The 26,686-nt window shown below is 64.8% G+C and carries 1 protein-coding gene; it reads right to left on the bottom strand.

Going from position 1 to position 26,686, the window contains the following annotated elements:
• Positions 1-26,598, bottom strand: coding sequence for a hypothetical protein (locus tag AB0H93_RS42750; RefSeq protein WP_358582331.1), 26,598 nt, complete (start codon positions 26,596-26,598; stop codon positions 1-3).
• Between the last annotated feature and the right edge of the window lie 88 nt (positions 26,599-26,686).

Here is a 26,686-nt window from a genome sequence, read left to right as displayed (position 1 = left end):
TCACCCACCTCTCGCCCGTCGAATGTTGTGCAACTTCCTCTCCATCGCCTGAATTTCAGGCAAGCGCAACTCAACTGTCTGCAACTCCGCCGGAGCCCAGTGTCCCTGGCGCACCCACTGCTTCAAAGTTTCGACGTACTCACGCACACCGTACGGGTTGAATTCCAGCGGCATCGTGTTCAAGTGCTGCTCCATTTGACCCGTCACCTCAGCCAACCTCGCAATCCCAGCCGGCACTACCCCCCCAAAAGCCCAGTCCGCCCCAGCATTCTCACTGGCATCCTGCTGCGAGAACGCGGTCTCGGCAAACTCCCTGTAAGCAACGTCCTCCTCCACCAACGCCCCGGCATCCGCCCTACCCTGCGGCACATCCAAATCCGCATTCGCCTGCTCAAGCCACGCATCCACATCGACGTCGTCCCCAAGCTCCCCCAACGCCGCACCCGGCACCGTCGCATCCTGCTGCCCACTGGCCCCCACATCCGCAATCCGCCCCGCCCCAGCCTCCCCCCGGGCCAGCACCGACTCCAGCTCCTCATTCTTTTCGGCCAGGCTGCCCCTCACCTCCTGCAACTTCTGCTGAGAATAATCCCAGTCATCCACCTCGTCCTGCAACGTACGCAGGCGCTCCTGCTCAGCATCGATCAGCAGCTCCGACGCCTCCAACGTCTTGATTTCACCCCTGCTTTCCTCAGTCTTTTTTCTCCCCCTCGACAACGCGACCGCCAGTCTATTTGCCTCGTCTTCGTACCTTTTTATTTCCTCCCGCACTTCGAGCTCGGGCAGCCGCCACGAAGGCAGCTCCCCCTGACTCTGCAACTCCCTCAACTCCGCAAGCGCAGTGTCGGCGGCGGCCTTAATTTCCTGCCGACGAGCCACAGTCTGTTTCTTATGCTTCTCATCCTTTTCCCAAAACTTTTGCGCCCTCGGCAGGAGCTCCTCCAGCTTCTTTGCCTCCTCCTCGGTCAGCCCCTTCGTCGCCGCCTTCGCCTTCAATGCCTTAGCATCGTCGGCAGCCTTCTTCTCCGCCCGTCGCCAAGCCACACCGTTGCTTTCCTTCTTTTCCTCCTCCCAATTGGGGTCAGCCTTTTTCCTCTGGTACCTCGCCGCGTCGTATTTTTTCCTTTTCAGCTTCCTCGCCAACGCCCGCTCGTCCAGCGGTGCCGCCTGACCCACCGGCGCAGACCCATCGCCCTCGCCACCTTGATTCCTGGAACCATCCCCAGCCGGCCCGTTCACTCTCCGCCGCTTGGACCCCGCGGAAGAACTCCCACCAACCTCATCCCGCCCGGCGCGAGGCTGACGCTGCGGACCTGTCACCTCAGCCGGCAGCCCAGCCCCCCAGCTCTCACGCCACAGCCCGGAACCCTCGGACGGCAACACCACCGGCCTCCACGGCAGCTCAACCACCCACACCCCAGTCGCCGTCAAGACATCAGTTTCCTCGGCTTCCTCCCCCTTCTGCGCATCCCCCAGTTTGACCACGCCCTGCGTTACATGCACAGCATTGATCGCATGCGCACTACCGTCTGCCTGCTGGAAGATCACCGACACATCGCGACCCACCGGCAAACTCTGCACATGCCCCTCAGCCTCGGCCAAACTACCCACCCGCCAAGCCTTCCCACCAGCCTCCACCAACCGACCTGGATCCCGAACATCACCAGCCGGCTCCGCCTCAACCTGCTTTTCAAGCACGAGAGAATTGTGGAACGCCACAGAAGACTCCAAACAATTCACCCGATAACGCTCATCCCCAGAGAAATAATTGTCCCGGTTCACCCCCGACAAGAACCGAGACCAAGACCCCGCCGACTCACCCCTACCCGAAACCCCAGAAACCACACCACCCGACAACCCCCCATCCACAAACGGCTCACCAAAAACCAGACCATCCCCTGCGCCACCAAACAACCCAGTATCCCCGAAATCACCAAGAAACTCCCCAAAAACCCCATCCGCCCCAGCATTCTCACTTGGAACCTGCTGCGAGAACGTAGTCCACGCGGTCGCGTCAAACTCCCTGTAAGCAACGTTCTCCTCCAACAACACCCCAGCATCCGCCCCACCTTGCGACACATCCAAATCCGCATTCGCCTGCCCAAACCACACCTCGAGATCAACGTCCTCAACGTCCTGCTGCCCACTTGCGTTCACGCCCGCATCCTGCCGCAGGGACGTCGCGACAAACTCGTTGTAAGCAACGTCCTCCTCCAGCATCACCGCAGCATCCTCCTCGCCCAACACCCCAGCATCCGCCCCACCCCGCGACACATCCAAATCCGCGCCAGCAAGCCACGCATCCACATCGAAGTCGTCCTCAACCTCCCCCAACACCGCACCGTGAGCTGCATCCTGCTGCCCACTCGCCCCCACACCCGCAGTCCCCCCAGGCTCAGCCTCCCCCCGGGCCAGCAACTTCACCTCCTTCCTGTTTTTCTTCAGCCTGTCCCTCGTCTCCTTCAACATCTCCTTAAGATCATCGCACTCCTCACCCTTTTTTTCCCTTGCAGCCTTTTTTTTCCTTACAGCTATCTTGTTTTCCAGCGATTTGGCCTCCTTTTCGTCCGCAACTATTTCCCACCACAAATCAAGCTCAGCCTGCTGATACGAATCCCGATTGAGCACCGCCGACAACGCCTCAATCCTCTCAGCAGGCAACCGACGGGCAGCCGCGCGATTTTCTTTAATCTTGTCGTTATTATTCCGGCGATAATCTTCGGCGAGTTTCTTAACCTTGCCCGGATTATCCCGACGATATTCTGCGGATTTTTTATTTATCCGAGCCTTATTCTCCTGATAATACTTCGCAGATTTTCTATCTATCCGAGCCTTATTCTCCTGATAATACTTCGCGATCTTTTCCTTATTTTCCTGACGATACTTCGCGTTGTATATCTTAGTCTCAGCTTTCTTCTCCTGATCAGACTTCGCTTTTTCTTTCTGTTTCCCGGCAGCGGTTATTTCCTTCTTGCTCCGCTTGGATGCCCCAGTATTTTCGCCGGCCTCGCCCGACGTCCTTTTCGTGCCGGCGGCCTGCCCGGTGCGAGGCTGGCGCTTCGGACCTGTCACCTCGGCCGGCAGCCCAGCCCACGAGTCCTCACGCCGCAGCCCGGAACCCTCTGCCGGCAGCACCACCGGCCCCTGCGGTTCCGCCTCCGGGGCGTTGAACGCTTGCTCGTTACCCGAAGCCGACGGACTACGTACTGGATCGCCGTCCGCAGGGGAGTTTGTCGCGGTGGAGGCGATCTCACTGGCCTGCCTCTCACCGGGCCGGGGCAGGCGCCGTCGCGCATCATCCAGCCCCGGTTTCGCCGCTGCGCGGGACGGCCCCGGCCGATCCTCAGCGGGACCATTGTTCGGCGTCCGAACCGTCTTGGCCGTATCCGGTTTCGGACTCGGGCGCATCGACGTCCGCCGAGCGGTGTGGAACTCTTGCGCCAGGTTCCGCGACAGCTCCTCAGCCAGCCGCTGGTTGTCCTGTGACAGCGGCAGCGCCAACACCGCTGCCATGTCGTTGCGCAACGCCAGAAGCTCATCCGCGGTCCGGCCGTCCAGGGCGCTAAAAGCGTGGTACCTCGCCAGGATCCCCTCTGCCTGCCACCGCAACGACTCCTGCTCGAATGCAGTCAGATTGCTGAAGAGCGGCCTCGACCGTTCCGCCTCGCTCCGCAAGTCCTCACGGGTCCACCCAAGGCCGTCCGGACTGAGCTGGGATTCCGCGGGATCACGGACGAGCGGTCCCGGCTCGATCCAGATCTCCACCCGCGTCGGCCCTTCAGCGTGCAGGAACTGCGGTTGTGCGATCAGTCCGGCTTCGTCGGCCTTGAGACGGGCCTCCTTGGGGCGGTCCTTCTGCGCGAGGTCAAGCATGGCTTCCAGGTCATGTGTGACCAGGGAGAAATCGCGCGCGGCTTGCGATGCGCCATCGGCTCTTCTGTCGAGATCGCCGCGCACGACGTAGCGGGCGCGGGGCTGGCGGCCCTCCCGCTTCGCATCGCGGGCCTTTCCCCCCACCGGGAACATGGCGTAGCGGTTCTGCAGCCGTCCCTGGGCATCCTTGCGGATGGTCACGCTCGCGTCGCTTGGGGCACCCGCAAGCGCCGGATCACCGGTGCGGGCGTGGGCGAGTTGGGTCTCGTAGTGCTGCTTGGCTTGCCACCACTTGCGTTCCGCGATCTGTGTACGCGCGTCCGCTTCGTCCCGAGCCTGCTCCGCCGCGTGCTTGCGTGCCTCGGCTGCCGGCAGCTCCTCGCGATCCGCCCGTTGTGCGGCTTGCGTGGCCTGCGACAGGGTGAAGTGCGCGACGCGCTGCTGGTCGATCGCGGAGGTCCACTCCTGGTCCCGTTTGGCGAACTTCCTCGTGGCGGTCACCAGCTCGTCCGGCAGCTCGTTGCCGCGGTCGCTGCGGCGGATCACGTAACCGGACTCGAACGTGGCGCTGACGGCCGCTCGCCGCTTGCCGATGCTGTGCTCCGCGGGTGTGGCGACCATGAGGAACTCCGCGCCGTGCAACCAGGTGCTGGTGATGTCCTCCCACGGAGAGTCCGCACTCTCCGTGGGATTCGATTCGTCGTCCGTCTCGGATTCCTCTTTGTGTTCAATTTCGGATTCGTGCCCACCACGGGAAATGAGCGGAAGGTTCCAGTCACCCGCCTGGCCGAACGCGTGCCGGCCTTCCTCGTAGGTCTTCGCCCCCTCAGGATGCGACACACCCCCGGCGAAAAACGGTGCGACGGCCACGGCATGGCCACTGCCCGAGCCGCGCTCCTTCTCGTCGGCCGAATGGCTGTTCGGCTCCGCGCCATCCAGTTTGATTCGTCCGCTCGTCGACGCGAGCGCGCCCCGATCCGGAATCTTGAGGTATAGGTCCAGGTTCACGCCCAGCCCGGGCGGCAGCTGGACCGACACAGACTTCGCGTCCGGATCTGCAAAGCGGCCGAGCAACGCCTCCAAGCGGTGCGGGGTGAACCACGCCCGCAAGCTCCGGCGCGCCTCCGCGGTCACCGAGCCCCCGGCGGAGGTGATCGCCAGCTCGCCGGCGGCGACCAGGTCCTCGACGAGACCGCGGAACTCCACCGCCCGGAACTCGCTGGCACCGGGCAGAACCTCGGCGTCGTCGTCGGTCTTCCAGCGCTGGATGGCCTCGTCCGTTGCCTGCGATGCCGTCAGATCGGTGATCTCCGCCGCGCGGGACCGCTGGGCCAGATCCGCTGGCAGGGCGTCCTCGACCGCCGTGCTCACCCCAACGGTGCGAACGTCCGGGGCTGCGGCGATCCGTTCCCCGTCGCGCTCGATGCGCACGTCGAACAGCACGTCGGCGCGGTGCGAAGCCAGCGCACCTGCGACCTTCTCGGAGTTCGTGTAACTCGTGGCCTCGGTCTGCGTGCGGCCACGGACCTGCTTCAACCACTCGGCGACGTGGATCAATCCCAGACCCAGCCTGCCGTAGGACGGCCCGTGCTGCGGCATCGATTCGCCGCCCACTGGACCGGCTCCACCCGAAGAATCCGGGCCGTGCAACGCGACGCCCGGGATGCCGCCCGTCATGAACTCAAGGACAACCCAGGTGGCGCTGCGGATCTTGTTGGCGACGATGGACGCCGCGCTGGACGTCGCGAGTTCGCCGTGTTTGATCCCTTCCGCCTCCGGCGCACCCAGCAGTTCCGCCCCCACGTGGAGTTCGTAGGTATGCCCCTTCCACCTGCCTTCTTCCCACCGCAGTTGTGTGCTGGCTCCCCCGTTCTCGAGGTCGCCGAGCTTGGCCTGCACGTTGGACAGGAAATGCTCGGCCGAGCGGTCGTTACCGAGGGGGTCGCCCTGCGGGGAAACCGGCAACAGCGCCTCGGCCGCGTCGGGGCCCAGTCGGTCGGAAATCTGCCGGCGCAGCAACCGAATCTGGCCACTCAAATCCACCGGTTCGGTGACCCCTCGGCTCCAGGACGGGGTGGCCAGCGTGTGCCCGTCGGGCACCGGCGCCACGTCCATAGGCGAGTCGAGCGGTTTGGTGGAAACCTCCGGTTCCTTCTTTTCGGCTTCGAGTGCCCGCTGCGCCTCGAACTCGGCCGTCCTGGTCATCATCTCCTGCAACTGCCGGTCGTCGACCAAAACCGTCTTCGACTGAGGCAGCGTGAACCGCTCGGCGGAGCGGACGGGCGGCTTGCCCTTGAACAACCCCATTCGGTCGATCTTGCCAATGGTCTTTACCTCGACGCCGACGGTATTCACGACATCCACCGTGACCAGGTGGCGTTCGCGCGGTTTACCCGTCTCCGACCGGGAGTGGCTGGTGTCGATCTCATGTCCCCGCTTGCGGAGATAGCTGCCCTTCCCCGGGGCCACTTCTTCGATGACCGTACCGGCCATGACGCCGGTGTTCTCATCCACCGCGGCCATCACGGGCTCGATGGAGTTGAACCAGGAGAAGGTGCCGGTCTTGCTGCTTTCGGTGGTGCGCTCACCGGTCACCGACCGCGTCGGCTGCTCCCAGATCTTGACCGGATTACCGTCACTATCCCGCACCGGCGTGGGGTTGAGCATCATGCGCGAATACTCGACCACGGCATGCTGCTCCTGGCGGCGCTTCGTCGTCTTCAGCCCGTGAATCCGGACCTTCTTGCTTCCGGAGCGCGGAGTCCCACGCACCTCTGCCAGCGAGATCCCGCTATTGACCAGGTCCGCATTCTCGGCGAGTTCCCAGACCGAGTGTCCTGAGAGTTCCCTGAGCTGCCGGAACGCCGATTCCCGAAGGTGTTTGAGACCATGCGCTGATACGACCTGCGTACCGTCGTAGACCCGGGAAAGTCCCTGCCGCATCGTCTTGTCGTCGTAGGTAACCACGGTGTGGTCGACGGGTTTGACGGCATCATCGCGCAGTTTCTTCAACTCGGCTTTGAGCTGATCGGCCTGCCACGCGGGGAGTTCGACGACGATGTCGGTGGCCACGACACCCGGATCCCGATCCTCCTTCTGGGCCAAGGTGTCCACGATTGGCAATTGATTTTCCGTCGGCGTGTGCATCCCCGGCCGGCCGATCGACAGGCCCTTGGCCAGCTGGTTCCATTCCTGCCAGTGCGTGCCCGACACCGTGTACCGCACCCGGAAGGCCACCCGTTTGCGGGGTTCCTTGCCCACTCCACCGGTGGCGGCCGGCTCCTTGCCCCGATTGCCGCCGAAGGACAGCACGGTGCCCTCCCCAATGTGGGAGGACTTGCTCCGCTCGAAACCGAACTTGTGGTAGCTGGTGACAAGGGACATTTGGCCAGCCACCGTCGAGTAGACGCGGGCCACGAAACCTGCCCCGGCCTTCCACGACACGCTCCTGCTGTGCTTGGCGGACTCCGATTCGGCAATCGTCACCCCAGCATCCGCCTCCTCGACGTCCATATCCCGGACGTCGAGCACCTCCGCCGCCACCTTCAGCGATACGTGATAGTCGTGTCCCCGACCGTGCTCGACCATCTCGATCGACGCGGCCTGATCGGTGAGCATTTCCTCGACCACACTCGGGGACGACAACGTGTTGCCCGAGAGCAAACTGTCGATCTGATTACCGCGCGCCAACTGCTCGCTGGCATTGCGCGAGATTCCCTTGGCCAGCTTGGGATTGTCGAAATCGATGACGAGATCAGTGTTCCGCCAAAACGACCACCGGTGATGGTCTGGGATCTTATGCGCCGTATCGCGAAGGATCCTGGCGAGCTTCGCGCCCGCACCACTGGCCTCCAGCGCCGCGCGGGTAATGCCGGCCACGCGATTCGGGTGCGGCTGGCCGTCCTCGCTCACGAGCCCGGCCGCCCGGGCGAACTCCGACGGCGTCCAGTGCAAGCCGTCGATGGCGTCGGCGAACGTCATCGGGGACCCACCGTTCGTGCGGATCTCCCAGTCATACGCAGTGCGGTAGCGAACGATCTGGACCTTGCGGGCAGCGGTCTCGCTGACCTTCGACGAGGTCTTGGACTCCTGGTCGCGGCTGTGGCCACCACCGCCCATGGCAAAGGGGCCTGCGGCCGCGGTGAGCAACCCGACATCCACGGCGGGCCCGACGGCTCCCGAGCCCTCACCCTTACGCCCCGAACCGTGAACGTTCAGCGCTTCAGTGCCGGCATCGGAGGCCGACTCCGCCAGTGCGTCGTTTATCGTCTCGAGATAGCCGACTTGCCGGGCGACGGCCCGCATCTGCACACTTTGGGTGCGGCTCGACAGCAGGCGTTTGAGCGGGTTACTCGAGCGCAGCGGCGTCTCCAACGTAACCCAGCCCCGACCGGCGGCTGCCGCTTGCTCGCTCACCCGCATGTCCGGCAACATCCGTTTGACATTGTCCTGGCCCAGGAACTCCCGCAGGGCTTTCCGCGAGTCCTTGTCCAGCGACCCAAGCTGGGCGGCCACCTGGTCGTAGATGGTCGGCGGCTCCCCGGAATTCGTCTTCGCCCGCAAGGGTTTGCCCTGGTACAGACCGCGCGTCGACTGCCTGACCGTAGCGTCCTCCAGCACCGAAGCAGGCAGCTCATTCGGCATCGGTACAGCGCGTTCACGCGCGATCGGCCGCAATCCCGTGGGCACGCTCAACGTGGTGCCGACCGGGTCGGCGTCAGGATGATCGCGCCCACCGACGATCGCGACAGGACCAGTGTCGTGGCCGTCCCTGTCAACCCGGGAAACCCGGAACGTCACCGGCACATACACCGGCTGCGCGCCGGCGTATTCACTGTCACTGCCCGGGGTTGCACGCTCCGGCAGCGCGATGCGCATCGACTGGCTGTGCGTTCCGGCGTGGCTCGTGACGCGGTTCGAGGCCAGGCCAGTTGGCAGGTCGACGAGGCCCAGAGCGAAAATTCCAGGCACGGCGGGCACGAAGAAGAGCTGCTGGTACCTCGGCCGATGGCTGGACGCAGTCGTCGTGCTCGCCTTGTGACCGGCGGTCGAGGTGGCCGACTGCTCGGTGGCTTTTCCTTCCACGGCTTCGCTGCGGCCCCAGTCGAACCTGGCCTGGACCCGCACCGACACACCGCCGACTTCGAACACCTTGCCCTCACCACGCAAGCTGCCGATCTTGTTCAGCACGGCATGCTCCACCGACTCGAAGTCGTCCGGATCGGTGTCCTCGGGCACCAATCCCCGCACGGCCTGGACGACCTGATCTGCTCCGACCGTCTGGGCGATCTGCTGCGCCGAGCCCATCGACTCGCTACGGCGGAGATCCCTGGGGATCTGCGACCGATGTCTGTCCTGGCGGGTCGGGTCGATACTGGTCGGCGGCGAGTCGAACCCGTCATCGGACCCGACCCGACTGCTGCTCCCCGTGGCGCGCATTGAGCTCTCGGATGGCTCCCCGTTTTCGCGCAAGCGTTCAAGCCGCTCCAGCGACTCATCCCGCATCTTCTCGAGCTCGGCCTCATCGAAGTCGCTCTCCGCGTCATCGATCGCCGCAGCACCCACACGCGCATCGTCAGTGAATGTGCCAGGGCCCGGCTCGGCGTCCAACGACCGGGCACCATCACCACTGCCAAAGGTGATATCGGCAAACCAGGCGGGGTCGACCCCCTGGTCGAACCCCTCCACGGACCCCTGACTCCGCAGCCCGAACGTCCCCGCAGCCGAACCACCACCGCTCTCGATGGCACCCACCACATCCTCGGTGGACTCCGACCGCGTAGCGTCCACGGTCTCCGAGCCCGCACCGCCAGCGGACTGCGGCAGCATGTCCCCACCCGGGGCCGGACCCGCACCCGCCCGCACGGCCATCACCATGACCTTCAAACGACGCAGTCGCTCCAAAAACGCCCGAGCATTCGCTATCTTCTCATCCGCTCCGACTCCATCCGTCAGCAGCCGATGCGCGAGCGCATCTCGCCATGGCTCCTCCATTGGCTCGAGCTTGAAGTGCTGGTCTACGTAGTCCTGCGCGCGGACCACAAGTTGCTGACCGAGTTCAACCTTCAATCGTGCTAACCCGTTGTTCTCCTCCGCAAGAATCTCTCGCAATTTCCCTCTCGCGTCATTTCGGACCCACTCCCGCAACCCCTGAACAGCAGCGGCAACTTCCCCTATCCGATCACGGATTACTGCGACAGACTTCCCATCAATATTCAACCACTGCTCAATATGGGCTTCATACTGCTTCCGCAGGTCAGCATTTGCTTCCACATCCGCCAAAATCTGCCGCAGAGAACCCACCGCAGCGCGCAAATTCCCTATCGCATCATTTCGGACCTCCTCCTGCAACTCCGGAACAGCAGCAGCGACTTCCCCTATCTGATCACGGATTACTGCGACAGACTTCCGATCAATATTCGACCATTTCTGGATCTTGGCTTCATACTTTTTCCGCAGGTCAGCGTTTGCTTCCACATCCGCCAAAATCTGCCGCAGAGATTCCACCTTAGCGCGCAAATCGGGTGTCAGCTGCTCCCTGACATTTTCAAGAATTTCCTTAGCCCAGCCCTGGTGCCTCTTGAACAGATCTGCAAAATCGCGCGTTTTGTAACCCTTGCGGCGCGCTTCCTCAAGTGCCTCAACTCGCAGCACCTCTATGACGGTATCCTCGTCCCGTTTGACGGTATCCTTGTCCCGTTTGACGGTATCCTTGTCCCGCAGGCCACTCAGCGCCTTGCCAATCGCCACGCGCCGATGAGAAATATGCTTGTTTTCAGTCGCGGTCAGCGTGGCGGAAATCCAGCCGTCGGCAGCACTCGGCTTCGCACCGCCATCCGGGTCACCAGCCAGGTAACGGACCAGTTTCCACCGCAAATCCAGCACCTGCTGACTATCCCGCGAGTTCGTCATCAACTCGTGTGCCATCACATCCCGGAACGGCCGCGACGCCTTAAGGGGCCCCAAGACCTCGGCCGCGGTGGCGTCCAAACCATCCACCACACGTTGACCATCTTCTTCCTGGGTAGCCAACTGCCGCAACGCCCTGCCAGCATCCGCGAACGTCCGCTTTGCCGAACTGACCCGATAAATAAGGCTCAGTCCCGGATCAACAACGTCCCCACGCATCGCGACGGTGACGTCCTCACGCATGGCGACGGTAACGGCCCCAGCATCCGCCTGGTTCCCAGCATGAGCCTCCTGCCAACGCGCCTCTTCCGCTCTCATCTTCTCGAACGCGTCGCGATCCAAACCACTCGCCGCCATGCCAATGCCAGGGTCCCCGGCCAGGTAAGCGGCCATTTCCGCGCGCACCGCCTGGGCACCGTGCCAGTCATCCAGATGCTCGCCCAACCAGTGCGCCAGCACAGTCCGGAACCGCTCCGACACCGTCAACGGCCCCAAAATCCCGTCCGCATCAGCCAACAACCGGCCCACAGCCTCACGACCAGCGATCCCCGCCCACTCATCCAACTGCGCCACTGCCGTCAACCCACGAAGCCGTTCCCGCAACTCCCGGGCGCCCTGGACATCTTCCGGATGACTCAACTTGTAATGAGCCACCACATTCAGGAGACGGTCATCGCCCCCAAAAACTTCCCCCACCCCACGCGCCCGCATATCAGCAATCAGACCGTCTACGCCTACCACCACCCCGCCTACAGAAACAGACCGCTTCTCATCCCGCATCCTCTGCAACCCATCCTCCGCCTTACTGATCAACGCACCCAGCTCAGCCGCCGCATCAGCGGACTCACCAGCAGACGAAGCCCCACCGCCAGCAGACCATTTCGCAGCCCCCTGCCGCGCAGCCCGCCTCTCCCTATACGTACGCATGCCCGCCGCGTTCTGCTCGCGCAACTCCTTATCCTTCGCCGCAAGCCCGTCGAACTCCTCTTGCGCCAGCGCGATACGCTCCTGCAGCTCCTCCCACTCCGTACGCCTGTTTTTATCGGACTGCGACAATTCCGCGAAGTCCGCCTGCAAGACCGACGCCGGCACCCCCGCCAACTCAGCCTGGCTAGCCTTCAGCTCCTCCAGCGACGTCCGCAACTGCCCCATCCGCTCACGCCGCTCCGCCGCAGCCCACCGCCGCCTCTCCCTATACGTACGCATGCCCGCCGCGTTCTGCTCGCGCAACTCCTTATCCTTCGCCGCAAGCCCGTCGAACTCCTCCTGCGCCAGCGCGATACGCTCCTGCAGCTCCTCCCACTCCGTACGCCTGTTTTTATCGGACTGCGACAATTCCGCGAAGTCCGCCTGCAGAACCGACTCCCACTCCGTCCGCTTAGCCGCATCCGAGGCCGACAACTCATCCGGATCCGCCTGCAAAACCGACGCCGACACCCCCGCCAACTCAGCCTGGCTAGCCTTCAGCTCCTCCAGCGACGTCCGCAACTGCCCCATCCGCTCACGCCGCACCGCCCTATCGCGCTCCCTTGCCCTCTTTTCCCCAGGCTTCTCGGTCCGGCTTGGTCCTGGCCTGGCCGTCCGCCCGATCCTCCGGGCCTGCTGTGCTCCCCCCGCAGAGCGCGGCACAGCATCCGACGAAGATCCCGACACGCCACCGCCCGACGCACCACCGCCCGCTGTGTGATCCTCCGGTCCCGGAACCACACCTTGCCCCGGACCCGCGCCCGCACGGATGCGCGTCAGCTGGCTCATTTGGCGCTGCAGCTGTTCAAGCCGTTGCTCCGCAGCCTCTCCATTCCGGAACCTCAGGAAATGGTGCGCCATCAGCTCCCGAGCCGACGGGTACTCCCGAAGCGTCTGGCCCAAAATGCTGTCCGCGTTAGCAAACGCCTCGGCCCGCCTGTCCGAGTCAGCCTCCGCCAACTCAGTCCGCGCAACCTGCAAGCTCTGCACCAGCGGATCAGGGTTCGTCCCACTGTCCACACTGGACTCGGATACTTGATCCTCGGACCGACTTTCCCGACTCGAGCTTTCATTACGCTCGCCACGGCCCGGCCCGGCATCCCGCCCAGAAACCCTCGGGCCGTCGACCTGACCAGCCCGTACCTCGCCATCGTCACCATCCAACGACCGGGAACCATCACCCCGGACAGAACCGCTATCGCTAGTGGAGACAGCATCACCGTCGTCACCGTCGTTGTCGTCGGTGTCCGAACCTTCCGATTCCTCCTTCCGCGCGGCAGCCTCCTGATCCAGCGGGGCGGACGTTGTCGGCGCTCCGCCCAGCAGGCCCCGTTTGTCGCGCAAATCATCCAGGCCCAGTCGCTCCGCGAGCCACACCAACTGCTCGTGAACGTCACCGCCTCTACGGTGATGGCCCAGCAGGATCTGATCCACCAGGCGAAGTCCAGCCTCGCCGTACACACGGCCGATGGCCGCTCGTGAACCGGTCCACTCCCGAGCCAGCTTGTCGTTCACATCCTTCCAATCCTCGGCTAGCCGCGGATTCTCCTTCACCGTCCCTGGGTACAACTTGGCGACACTGCCCAACCATTTGATGTCCTTCTTTTTGAGCAGGTTAGGAACAGCTTCCAACGCGGCACGCCTCAAGCGCCCATCGCCGCCAAAGTAAGCCCGGGTGGGGTTGCGGCGACCCGTGAGATTGCGCAGTTGGCTGCTCGTGAGGCCGTTGATAATCGTCACGAGGTCGCCGAGTCGCTCCAGCCGTACAGACGCCGGCAATTCAAGCAACTCCTCAAGCAACTCCTCAATCCGCGGTAACTGGCTATCCAGCCACTCGACCTGCGCCTCCCCTCCCAGAAGCTTCACGATGTCTGTCACTGTCCGCTCCGGGACGTCCCGCGGCAAAACGGACGCTCCAGAATCGTCTCTGTCGCTGGTCCCTATCAAGCCCACACCGTCGGCAACCGAGGCGCGTAGACCGCCCAGCTGAGCCCACCAATCAAGGTCTGCGGCCGCGACAGCCCTCACCTCCCGCGACAGCTTCGAATCGGGATCGATCCGTTGACCACCGTCCTCAATCGCGTGCAGGTAGTAGTGCGCCTGCCCACCTTCAAAAAAGTTACGAGATTCAAGGACTTGATAGCTTCGCACATATTGCGCCCGCGGGGGATTCTGCGAGCCTTTCGGCGGCACCCTCAGCACGAAATAACCATTTGCGGGCCTCGTCGTCTTCTGCATGAACTCACGCATGGCATCGCGATCACCAATCAGCCGAGGATTCAGAACATCCTGGTTGTACTCCTGGAACCGCTCACTCGCAGCACTACCCACAACCCGCCGCAAATCACCGCTGGCCAGCACCACGCCCGCCGCGTGGAGCTTGCCGGCGATCTGCTCCAGCAACCGCGTGGCCGCATCAGAACCCGGGCCGGGAATCACGATGCCCGAGCCCTCCACCATGGCCTTCGCAACCTCATTGCCGAGCAGTACCTGAAAAACGATGTAGTTGACCGAAGCCTTCAGCGACTTCCCGAGTCCATCGATGACCTCTCGCGATTCGGGCCCCAGACGCGGTTGGGGGTCGTTCACCGCATTCCACTGTCCCAATGCGTGTTCCAATGCGTCGGACGGGAACTTGCGCCCCTCCGTGGCATGGGCCCACGCGAGACGGCGCGCCGCCTCCCGTATCCCCTTCTCGCTCCACCCCAGCCTGGACGGCGCTGGCTGGAGAAGCCCGTCCGCGATAGCCCGCAGAACAGCCAGGCGCAGCTTCGCCATCTTCGACGCGTTGTCTAGGACGGCGTATCGAAGACGACGCGTAGTCGAAGACGACGCGTAGTCTTCGACGACGCCCGCCAGCCACTGCAATACATACGACTCGTCTACAGACACCCCGACGGCGTCGATCACCTCGATTGCTCGGCCCGGGCCGAGGTAGCGCACCAATTCCTCAACCGAGGCTTCGGCGACGTGGGTCACCACGTCGCCCAGAGTCCACGCCACCCAATCCAGCGTGATCGGCAAACTGAAAACTGCCTTCGCGGCCTCAGATGCGTTCTGCGGCCGCCCTGGCGAGGCCGCCATCTTCAGGCCCATCCGGGTGCCCAACTCCCGCAATCGGTCAGCCACCGCGACCGTCCGCTCGGGCCCGCCGAACGCCGCGACAATCCTGTCGAACACAATCCCGCGCAGCATCGCACGATCACCGGGACGGCCGCGACGCCACTCGCGCACGACTTCCAGATTAACGCCGAACGCTATGGCGACCTCCCATTCATACCCGAAGAATTGAATGACGTAGTCACGCTCATGACCTTCGAGGGCTTGGGCCAGCTTGCGCAGCACGTCCAGCTCCCCCTTTTCGGGCTGGCTGTGTCGCGGGTTGGCAGGCTGCGGTGCCAGGGCATAGGTGCGTCGCGTCCGCCACCGGATACCGGACTCGCTCTTGGCGATCGCCCAGAACACAGCCACGCGTCGCGCCATTTCCCGATCCGGTCGGGCACCGGGCGGCGTGGGCGCGTCATCAAAGTTCTGACCACTGAAGGAAAACCACGGGTCGTCGACAGAGGCGATGTGATGCCACAACTGACCGAGCCCTCGCGCCTCTGCCGGAAGACCGATGGACTCCCGGTAGACGTCGCTCAGATTTGCAACCTTCTCCGCCAGCTCCGCGACCTGATCCATGCCACCAAGCCAGGCCACGACCCGCCGGAGATCGTCCTCGAAAGTAGCCGCGCTGGTCGTGTCACGGCCATCGTCGACCCGACGCGCAGGACGACCGCCGCTGCTGTACACCATCAGCTCACCCAGAGCGCGCAACTGCTGCGGGGACTGCGCCCAGTCCGGCACCAGGTCTTCGACCAGGCTCTTGACCGCCTCCCGCCCGCCGAACTTGCCAACCACGGACCCGCGAATCGCCCGGCGCAACGCCCCGGCATGCCAGTCCTCGGGCAGGTGGGACCACATCCGCCACACCTGCGCCGTAGTCTCATCCACCCCCAACGCCTGAGCCAGATGCTGGTTCCGGCGCACCTCCGGATTGACCAGCCCCATCAACTCCGCGGGCCCATAACCATCCAGGACCGCGAACAACTCACCCCACTCCACATCACGACCCCGACGCCACAACCCCTGATCGGCCACCCCGTAGGCCACCCCACCACCCACCGGATCCACCACATGCACGTAGAACTCGTCCGACTCCGAAAGGTCATCCGACGGGAAAAACGCACGCCGCAAGCCCTCCAGCCGCCCACCAGCACTCGGTTCCTCCCCCTCCGCATGCTCCCCCCACACGTACCAGGCATCCATCGTCTCCTCGCCAGATTCCGATGGCGTGTCTTCTCCCCGGCTCCGCTTCCGCACCACCAGCGCACGCCTCAACACGCCCTGCCAGTCCAACACTCGCAAGAACGCCTCGACATCGCGACCGTCGACATCGGCGAGCAGTGGTTGCGCGGCCTGTCCTGTCGCCGTCACAAAAGCGGTAACCGCCGCGCGCCCCGCCCCAGACAGCCCCGCCAGATCCGCCGGGCTCAGGACCACACGCCCACCACCCGCCAGCCCATCCACCGACACACGTGTGTCACCCCGCATGTACCAGGTCTCGTCCCGAGGGGTTTCGGAATGCTCGCCCATCCACGCGTCGAACCAGGTCGCCCGCGTCGGATCCGCCGGCCGCGTCAGCGGCATCAGCTCACCGAAGGGCACCTGGGCAGAGCGAGGCACAGATCCCGATGCACCACCGCCCCCTGCGTGATCCTCCGGTCCCGGAACCACACCCGGGGCCGGCCCAGCACCCGCACGGATGCGCGTCAGCCGGCTCATTTGGCGCTGCAGCTGTGCACGCAGTTGCACCCAAGCTGCTCGATCATTCCGGGAATTCAGGATCTTATGCGCCATCAGCTCCCGAGCCGGCTGATACTCCCGAAGCGTCGGGCCCAAAATGCGGTCCGCGTGATCAAACGCCTCGGCCCGCGTGGCCGAGTCAGCCTCCGCCAACGAGGTGGTGTTCGCGTCCTCGTCCCCATGAGCATCGCGGATGGCGTTGCCGAACAACGTGTCCAGTGCTCGCTGCGCGGAATCCCTTGTGGCACCGTAGTCCTCCGGCGGTGCCTGCCGCATGAGCTCGTCGGGGTCGACGATCGACCTGGCGGCGAACCGCTCCATCACGGGCGTCATCACGTTGCGGTTCTCGCGGGCGATGTTCGCCAACCCGTCCAGCATCACGTTGTGGGCCGGCTGCGACTGCCGCAGTTCCCCGCGGCTCGCGTCGAGCGGCGGGAGCACGCGGCCCAACGCCCGGTGCCGCCAGTGCTGCGCCTCTTGCGCCGGCAACGTGCGCAATTCCCGCGCATGCCAGGCGACGGTCCGAGCTGTCGGCCCGCCTTCCATGAACCGATCGGCGCCGTGCGCGACGGCGTCGGTCCACATCCTGGCCAGCACCGCATCGGCCGCCTCCGGACCGCGCCGCAGGCCTGCGTCGGCAACCGCGTCGACCATCCCGTCGTGCAATGCCGACCACTGCTGGGCTGTGTCCGGGGACAGCACGCCCCGCTGCTCGACTCCCAGCATCTCCCGGGCCTGCTGCCGCCAATCCCGTGCGGCGTCCCCGTGCTCGTCCAGAGACTGCCGGGCCTGGTCGAACGCTGCCCGCCACCGGTCGGACAGCTGCTGCAACGCGGCCGCGTCCGGGGAATCGGTTTCGTAGTGCGGCGGTCCCGATTCGGTGTACTGGGGCGGTTCCGCGGTCTGCTCGTAGTCCGGGAGGCGACCGTGCCCCGGTTCCTGCCACTGCTGGAACCGCTGATCCAGCCAGTCCACCCGCTGGTGCTGCAGCAGACCTTCGAAGCCGAGTTCCGCGGCGTTGCGGCCCTGCAGCAGGGCCGTCCGCATCCCGCGCAGTCCCGATTCAATACGTTCCCGTTCTGCGGGCTCGGCCGTCTCTGGCAGGTCGTGCAGCTCGGCGGCCAACGGTGCGAGGGCGAGCGCCATCTCGTCGCGAAGTCCGTCTAACTGTTCCCCGGTGATGCCCACCGACCACGTCGTGGCGCCGTCGACCCGGCCTTCCGTGAGCTCCACATCCTGCGGCGCGAGCGGCCCGAGGCGCCGTTTGGCCTCGGCCAGGATGCTCGCGCGGTCTTCTTCGCTGCGGTTGTCCAGGGCGCGCTGCCCGGCTTCGACGTCGGTCGCCCAGGAACGCCGGAACTGCTTCACCCGCTCCTGGAGGTGGTCCGAAGCGGCGTTGTACCCGATGCTGTCCCAACGCCGGCTCGGTCCGTCTTGCCAGTCCGCGCCCCAGCCCTCGCCGTGGGCCGCGGGGACCGGGCCATTACGCGTCCAGGTCCGAATTGCCTCGGCCTCCTGCCGGAAACCGGTGGTGGCGCGCCACGCATGCTCTTCGACGCTGTCGCGTGACCTCCGCAGCAGGTCGTTTCGCACCCTGTGCAGTTGCTCGGTCACGTGTTGCTCCGCCTGGGCCCGTTCCGCACCGCGGGAGCGCTGCCGCAAACTCGCCAGTTCCCGGTTCAGCATCGTTTCCCGCTCTCGCAGGTCGAGAATGCCGAAGTCTTTCTCGATGTCGATGCGTGAGTGGTCCAGTTGCGCGGCCAGCACCGTGACCAGGTCCCGATGCAGCGCTTGCTGCGTCGCAGCGTCCGGTCCGACTCCTGGCACCACCTCCGGCGGCTCGCCCGCCAGGATGGTCGCCCTCTGCCGCAACGCCGCCAGCGCGGCGGCGCGGCCGTCCCGGGCGATCTGCACCAGCGTCCTCTTGGCTCCCTCGATCACATCGCCGCGACGCTCCTGGAAACGCCGCTGGAGTCCGGCGAGTTCGCCGTCCGCCCGGTTCAGCGCACCGAACTCCTGCGACATCCGCTCGGCCGTGGATTCGACGTCCTGCGGGAGCAGCGTCGAGGCCACCTCGTCCACCAGCACCCGCAACGCGGGCCCAGGAATGTCCGCCGTCGACCACCCATCCGCCGAATCGGTCAGCAACCCCTCGGCACGCACACGCAAATCCTCGACAACACCCGAACCGAACCGGTCCCCGATCGCATCGAGCCGCGCCGCGGCCACGCCCGGCTTGATTCCGGTGGACTCCAGCAACTCCCCGACCAGCTCGGGTTCCTCGGCCACCTGCGCAGGAACGTCCATCGCGGTCGACAATGCCGCCAAAGAGCCGCCCAGCACCTCGGCCTGCTCCCGCGCCTGCGCCTCGACGCCGTCGAACTGCGACGCGACCGCCGCTTCCATCCGCTGCCACAGCTCGTGCTGTTCCCGCGGGGTGGGGCCCCGATCCGGCAGCGGGTCGGGCCGCTCGCCGAGCAGCGACCTCGCGTGCTCCGTGTTCCGGGCGAGTTCGGTCGCCCGCCACTCCCGCACTGCCGACGACTCGACGTCCTGCGGGAGCAGCGTCGAGGCCACCTCGTCCACCAGCACCCGCAACGCGGGCCCCGGAATGTTCGCCGTCGACCACCCATCCGCCGAATCGGTCAGCAACCCCTCGGCACGCACACGCAAATCCTCGACCACACCCGAACCGAACCGGTCCCCGATCGCATCGAGCCGCGCCGCGGCCACGCCCGGCTCGACCTCCGCGTCCCTCAGCAATTCCTCGGAGAGCCGTCCAGCGAGTTCGGGTTCCTCGGCCACCTGCCGGGCCGCGTCCATCTCGGATGCCAGCGCGGACACCAGGCTGCCCAGCATCTCGGCGTGTTCCCGCGCCTGCGTCTCGACTTCGTCGGACCGCGACGCCAGTGCCGCTTCCACCTGCTGTCGCAGCCGCTGCTGATCGCGCGGCGAAAGATCCCGGCCGGCCAGCGGGTCGCGCTGCTCGCCCGGGTCGGTGAGTTCCTGCAGCTGCCGGTCGCCCTGGCCGAGTTCCGCGCTCCACCGGTGCTCGAATTCGGTGCGCGCGCGGTTAAGTCCATCGCCCGCCTGGGCTGCCTCCCGACGCTCGTTGGCCTCCGCGAATGAAAGGTCAATGGAGACTCGCTCCACCCCGTCGTGGTTGAACCACGCCTGAAGGTTCTTGCGCAGCGAGGCGGTCTGGTTCCAAAAGACCCCGCTGGCCTGCTCGCGCGCGATCACGTCGCGCAACTGGGCGTACGCCTCAGCCCGCTCACGCGCCGCGGGCTGCCCCTGGTCGGTCTCCACCAGCGGCCCCAGGAGCAATTCGGCCTGTGTGCGGAACCGCTGCTGCAGGGACGGGGGCATGCGGTGCCAGTTCGGTCGCTCGTTGCCAGCCAGCTGCTGCAGGCTCGCGCGCGCCTTCGCCGGCGTCATATCCGACCGGAAGCCCTCGTCGGGGACCGCGTCGCTGTCGGAATCGTAGTGGGGGTCTTCGGCGTTGGTCTCCGCGCTTTCGGAGTCAGGCCGGCCTTCGCGCGACTCTTCCGCCGGGGCGTCCTGCTGGTGTTCGCCCGGCTCCGAAACGGTTTCCGCGGCTTGCTCCGGCGGCGAGCCGAACCGGTCGCGGATCGAGCCGAAGTCGTCCCTCGCTCGGGCAGCGAGATCATCGGCGAAGTTCTGCAATGCGGCGCCGTCGGATTCCGGACGCCCGTCGGCCCAGGCCGCGGCGGTCAGCGCGTCCAGCTGGTGATAGGGACGCCCGACCGCGAGCGCCAGGTCGTCCAGCACCGCTCGCTCCGCCGGGGAGTGCTCGGGCTCCGGCGAGATGCCGAGTTGGTCGCGGCCCCGGTCGCGCCAGCGCTGCTCCAGGTCGGCGGCGACGCGGTCCAGGCCGTCGCGCGCCTCGGCGAGCGCCGCCGCGGAATCTTCCCGGAACCGGCCGAGGTTTCCGTCCCCTTCGGTGTCGAACGCGTTGTGGGCGAGCAGTTCCTGATAGGAGTTGCGAAGGTCGTTGGCCAGATTCGTGGCGTCGTCGTGGACCGGCCAGCCCAGCCGCGCACCGGGGTCGGACTGGGAAATCCGGTGTGCCACCCGGTCCACCAGTTCGGCGCGCAACTCCTCGGCACGCTGCCGCGCCGGCCCGGTGAGCGCCGATTCCCGCTCGGTGATGTCCGGGTCTCCGAGCCGCAGCGTCTGCGCAGCGGAGCTCCGCAAGCCCCGAATCGTCATCTGCAACGCGGCCGTGGCCCGGTCCACCTCGGCGCGCCACGGAGTCTCCGACCAGAACCGGTCGATCGAGTCGTCCGTGTGCTCGGATGCCCGGTAGTTCCCGTTGTCCGCGTGGGCGGCTGAGGTCGCGGCGGGCCCTCTCGACGAACTCGATTCGCGATGCGCCACCTCCGGCGGATACTCGACCTTGCTCGCCGCTTCCAAGATGGCCTCGTGCGAGGCCGGTTTCCCCATTCGCCCCTGCGCCTCACGCGGCGTTGTGGTTTCCGCCGAGACAACATCACCGTCCACAGCAGACTCCGCAGCGGGCATCGTGCCCTCGGACGGCTTCCCGTCTCCACGCAAAGCCTTCAGCCGCTTCCGCAACGCTGGCCGTACCGTATTTTCGAACTCCTCCTCATCGAAGTCGCTCTCGGCGTCATCGATCGCCGCATCACCCACCACAGCCTCAGCGGACTCCGACCGCGTGTCCTCAACGGACTCCGGCCCCGGATCGTCGGCGGACCGCATGTGCCCACCCGGCTCCGGCGCCGGCCCCGCGCCCGCACTCACAGCGATCGCCAGGAGACGCAGACGATCCAGTCGCTTCAGAAACGCCCGGGCATCCTCTCCATCATTCCCATTCGTCAGCAGCCGATACGCGACCGCTTTCCGCAATTGGTCATCCTGCATTCCCCCGACGTACCGGTCTGCTTCATCCAACGCGCGGACCACAGGATCTCGACCGTGCCGAACTTCCCACCGCTGTAACCCACTGTCTGCCGCCTCGAAAATCTCCTTCTGTTTCCGTATCGCGTCATTTCGGAGCCGATCCCGCAACTCCTGAACAGCAGTGGCAGCTTTCCCTGCCCGGATGCGGACCTCTTTAAGATCAGTCTGCGGATAAATAGGCAACCAATCCGCGATCTTGGCTTCATATTCGTTCCACAGACCAGTGTTTTCCTCCGCCTCCTCCACAATCCTCCGCAGAGAATCCACCGCACCTTGCAAATCGGATGTCAGCCGACGCCTGACCTCAGCAATAGATGGTTGAGCCCATCTCGGCGCTCTATTGAACCGAGTTGCCAAATCGTCCTGGGTGTTGTAACCCCCGCGGAGCCCGTCCTCATGTACCTCGCTTCGCAGCACCCGGTCGACAGCAGCATCATCCGGCAAACCACTAAGCTCCCTGCCAACCGCCGCGCGCCGCCGATACATCTTCATCCCTTTAGACCGAGTCGCGTCCGCTCCAAGCTCCAGGTCCACCGCGGCGGAAAGCAAGTCGTCGGCAGCCTTCGAGTCCGCACCGCCGCTCAGGTCACCAGCCAGGTAACGGACCAGTTTCCACCGCAACTCCTGCACCTGCTGATCAGCCTGCGGGTTCTCCATCAACTGTTGCAGCTGCTGATCATCCCGCGTCATCAACGCGTGTGCCATCACATCCCGGAAGGGCTCCGACTCGTAAAGGGGCCCCAGGACCTTCTCCACGGCAGCGCGCCAACGGGCCACGGCAGCTTGACCTTGTTCGACGGCCTTCTGCCGCAACGCTCGACCGGCATCCGCGAATTCCTGTTTTATCGAGCTAATTTGAGAACTTACCTCCTCGTCCGCTTTCGCCTTCTCGAATACGTCGCGAGTCAAATCACTCACAACCACGCCGATGTCAGGGTCACCGGCCAGGTAATCGGCCAGTTCCACTCGCACCGCCTGAGCACCGCGCCAGTCACCCGGATGCTCACCCAACCAGTGCGCCAGCACATCCCGGAACCGCTCCGACACCTTCAGCGGCCCCAAAATCCCGTCCGCACCAGCCTTCAACCGGTCCACAGCATCAGGACCAGCGGCCTCGCGCCACTCCTTCAACTGCGCCTCGGCCCGCTCGTGTCGCTCGCGCCAGACCAACCCATAGAATTCTCGAAGGAACTTCTTCGTGCCCTCCACATCCCCCCGATGACTCAGCACGTGGTACGCCACCACATTCCGGATACCCTCATCGCCTACAAGAGGCCCCATACGCGCCTGCACGTCAGCCATCACGCCGTCTATTTGCAGCGTCTCCCCTGGCAGCCCCTGCCGGCGCATCCTCTCCAGCCCAGCGTTCGCGTTACTGATCAACGCACTCAGCTTGGCTGCCGCCGCAGACTCCCCTGACCGTCCAACTGTGTGATCGTCCAAAACGGACGACGCCATAGTCCCCGCCGGAATCTCCTCTGACGACCGAACATTCCGCAAATACTCCTCGGCCTGCCGCACCTCCTCCAGCTTCGAGTCGAGGCTATGCAGCTCCTCCGGGGTCCAGCGTTCCCACTCTGCCACCTCCCGCAGAGCAGCGACCTGGGCACGCACATCCGGACGGAAATCCTCCGGCAACGCCGCCAAATGCTCCTCCATACGCCCAAGCAACCGCGCCAACTCAACAACCACATCCGGCCTAACAACCTCCGCCGAGGCACCCCCCGGCAAACTCCCGACAGCAGACAATGCCGCAGCTTGCCCCTCCCGGAACTCTGCCATTACGCTCTCGGTGTCATCGATCGCCGGATCATCCACCGCGGCCTCAGTGGTCTCCGACCCCGGAACGTCATTCCGCTCCGGGGAATCGGGGTTGTCGGACCGGCCCGTCGTTGTATCCACATCAGCCGACCGTGGCAGCCCGCCAGCCGGCTCCGGCCCGGATTCGGAGTCGGCCGGCGACTCCGGCCGCGTATCCACGGTCTCCGAGCCCGCACCGCCAGCGGACTGCAGCAGCATGTCCCCACCCGGGGCCGGCCCCGCACCCGCAGCCATCGCCAGGAGACGCAGACGATCCAGTCGCCCCAAAAACGCCTCAGCGTCCGCTTTCCTCTCAGCCTCTTCATCAATTCCATTCGTCAGCAGCCGATGCGCGACCGCTTTCCGCAATTGGTCATCCTGCATTCCCCCGACGTACCGGGCTGCTTCACCCAACGCGCGGACCACAGGATCTCGACCGTGCCGAACTTCCCACCGCTGTAACCCGCTGTCTGCCGCCTCGAAAATCTCCTTCTGTTTCCGTATCGCGTCATTTCGGAGCCGTCCCCGCAACCGCTGAAAATCATCTTCAGCTTCCGCTACCCGACTGCGGACCGTTTTGAGATACGTCCGATTGTTGATATTCATCCACCGGGCGATATGGACGTCATATTCGTTCCGCAGTTCAGTGCTTGCCTCCACGTCCACCAAAATCTGCCGCAGGGACTCCCCCTTAGCTTTCAAATCGGAGAACAGCTTCTTCTTGGCAGCACTACGAATTTCCGTGTCCCATGTAATCCTTCTATTGAACATAGCCCCCAATTGCCCCGAGGCGTAATCTCCATGAAGCGCTTCCTCGATCGCCTCGTTTCGCAACATGGTTTCGACAGCTTCTTTGCCCCTCAAACCACTAAGCGCCTCGCCAACCGCCACGCGCAGCAAATTAATCTCATTCCCAGCAGAAACATTGTCTGCAAGCTCCGGGTCCACCGTGGCGGAAAGCAAGTCGTCGGCAGCCTTCGAGTCCGCACCGCCGCTCAGGTCACCAGCCAGATAACGGACCAGTTTCCACCGCAACTCCTGCACCTGCTGATCAGCCCGCGGATTCTCCATCAACTGTTGCAGCTGCTGATCATCCCGCGTCATCAACGCGTGTGCCATCACATCCCGGAAGGGCTTCGACTCGTAAAGGGGCCCCAAGACCTTCTTCGCCGAAGCATACAAACGGTCCACGCGGTCGACGGCCAACTGCCGCAGCGCCTGACCGGCATCCGCGACCTCCTGTTTTAGCGAGCTCTGAGAATAAAACTCCTCGTTCGCTTTCGCCTTCTCGAATACGCCGCGAGTCAACCCACTCGCCGCCACGCCGATGTCAGGGTCACCGCTCAGGTAATCGGCCAGTTCCACTCGCACCGCCTGAGCACCGCGCCAGTCACCCGGATGCTCACCCAACCAGTGCGCCAGCACATCCCGGAATCGCTCCGACACCTTCAGCGGCCCCAAAATCCCGTCCGCACCAGCCTTCAACCGGTCAGGATCAGGACCAGCGACCCCGCGCCACTCCTTCAACTGCGCCTCGGCCCGCCCGTGTCGCTCGCGCCAGACCAACCCATAGAAATCTCGAAGGAAATTCTTCGTGCCCGCCACATCCCCCAGATGACTCAGCATGTGATACGCCACCACATTCCGGATACCCTCATCGCCCATGAGAGGCCCCATACGCGCCTGCACATCAGCCATCACACCGTTTATTGACAGCGTCTCCCCTGGCAGCCCCTGCCGGCGCATCCTCTCCAGCCCAGCGTTCGCGTTACTGATCAACGCACTCAGCTTGGCTGCCGCCGCAGACTGCCCTGACCGTCTAACTGTGTGATCGTCCAAAACGGACGACGCCATCATCCCCGCAGACAATGCCGCAGCTTGCCCCTCCCCAGAAACACCTTCGCCTTCGCCGGCCTGTGCACGCCCAATCGCGGCCAACTTCGCCTTCACGGCCTCGATACGCTCCGGCAGCCCCTCCCACTCACGCCGCAAACCCGGAAGGCCCAGCAACGCAGCCCGATCCATCGACAGAATCGAGTGCGATTGCCCCACCGTCAACGCCTCCAACTCCGCCTGCCGAGCCTGAAGCTGCTCCAACTCCGCCTGCAACTTCTGCGTCCTCCGAGCAACAAGCCGCGCCACCGACGCCTCCAACGCCTCAAGGCGCGCCTCCTCGATCGGGCCTCGTCCCGGCCCGCCCGACTCCTCCGGTCCCGCTCCGGCCCCGATGCCCAGCCCACTGCCCTGCGTACCCAGCCCGTCCGCCAGCGCCCGGGAAAACTCCACAACCTCGTCCCAGCGATCCCGGCCAAGCTCTCGGTACCTAGCCGCCACCAGCGCCACCACATCGTCCAACGACAAGGCAGCATCACCACGAGCCAACGCGATGCCATGCGTGCCCTGCACAATCAACCGCGCCGCGTCCTCCTCCTCGCGGGACCAGCCCACCTGCTGGCTCAACCGGTCGATCTCCCCCTGCAAATCCGGTGCCAACGACTGCTCTCGCACCAGCGGTCTTCCCGACGCTGCCGAGCCACGGCCCGTCGTTGTATTCCCCGTCGTTGTATTCACATCAGCCGACCGTCGCAGCCCGCCAGCCGGCACCAGGAGACTCAGACGAAGCAGTCGCCCCACAAACGCCTCAGTGTCCGCTTTCCTCTCAGCCTCTTCACTAATTCCCTTCGTCAGCAGCCGATGCGCGAGCGCCTCCCGCAATGGCTGCTGCAATGGCTGCTGCCATTGCTCGACGTACCGGTCTACGTCACGCAACGCGCCGTCCACACGATCTCGACCGAGTTCACCCTCCAACACTGCTAACCCGACTTCGCCGCCCGCGAGAAGCTCCCGCAATTTCACGCTCGCGTCATCTTCGACCCGCTGCCGCAACTTCGGAACAGCAGCGGCGACTTCCGCTGCCCGATCACGGACCCCCGCGAGAGTCGCCCGGCCAATATTCAACCACCGCTGGATCTTGGCTTCATATTCGCTCCGCAGGCCAGCGTCCGCCTCCACATCGTCCAAAATCTGCCGCAGAGAACCCACCGCAGCGTTCAAATCGAGTGCCAACTGCTTCCTGAAAGGATCAAGAACGAGAAGGCACCATTTACTAGATCTCTTGAACCGAGGTGCCAATTTGCGGGTGGTGTAACCCCCGCTGAGCGCGTCCTCAACCACCTCACCTTGCAGCGCCCCATTGATGGCGTCCTCGTCCCGCAAACCACTCAGCGCCACGCCAATCGCCACGCGCCGCAAATACATCTCCGCGCCTTCAGATTTCGTGCTATCAGCGGTCAGGGTGCCGGAAAGCCAGTCATCGGCAACACCCGGCTCCGCACCACCATCCAGG

Source organism: Saccharopolyspora sp. NPDC050642 (genome assembly GCF_040654735.1).
Classification (GTDB): domain Bacteria; phylum Actinomycetota; class Actinomycetes; order Mycobacteriales; family Pseudonocardiaceae; genus Saccharopolyspora; species Saccharopolyspora elongata.
This window is presented reverse-complemented; position numbering and strand designations above follow the sequence as displayed.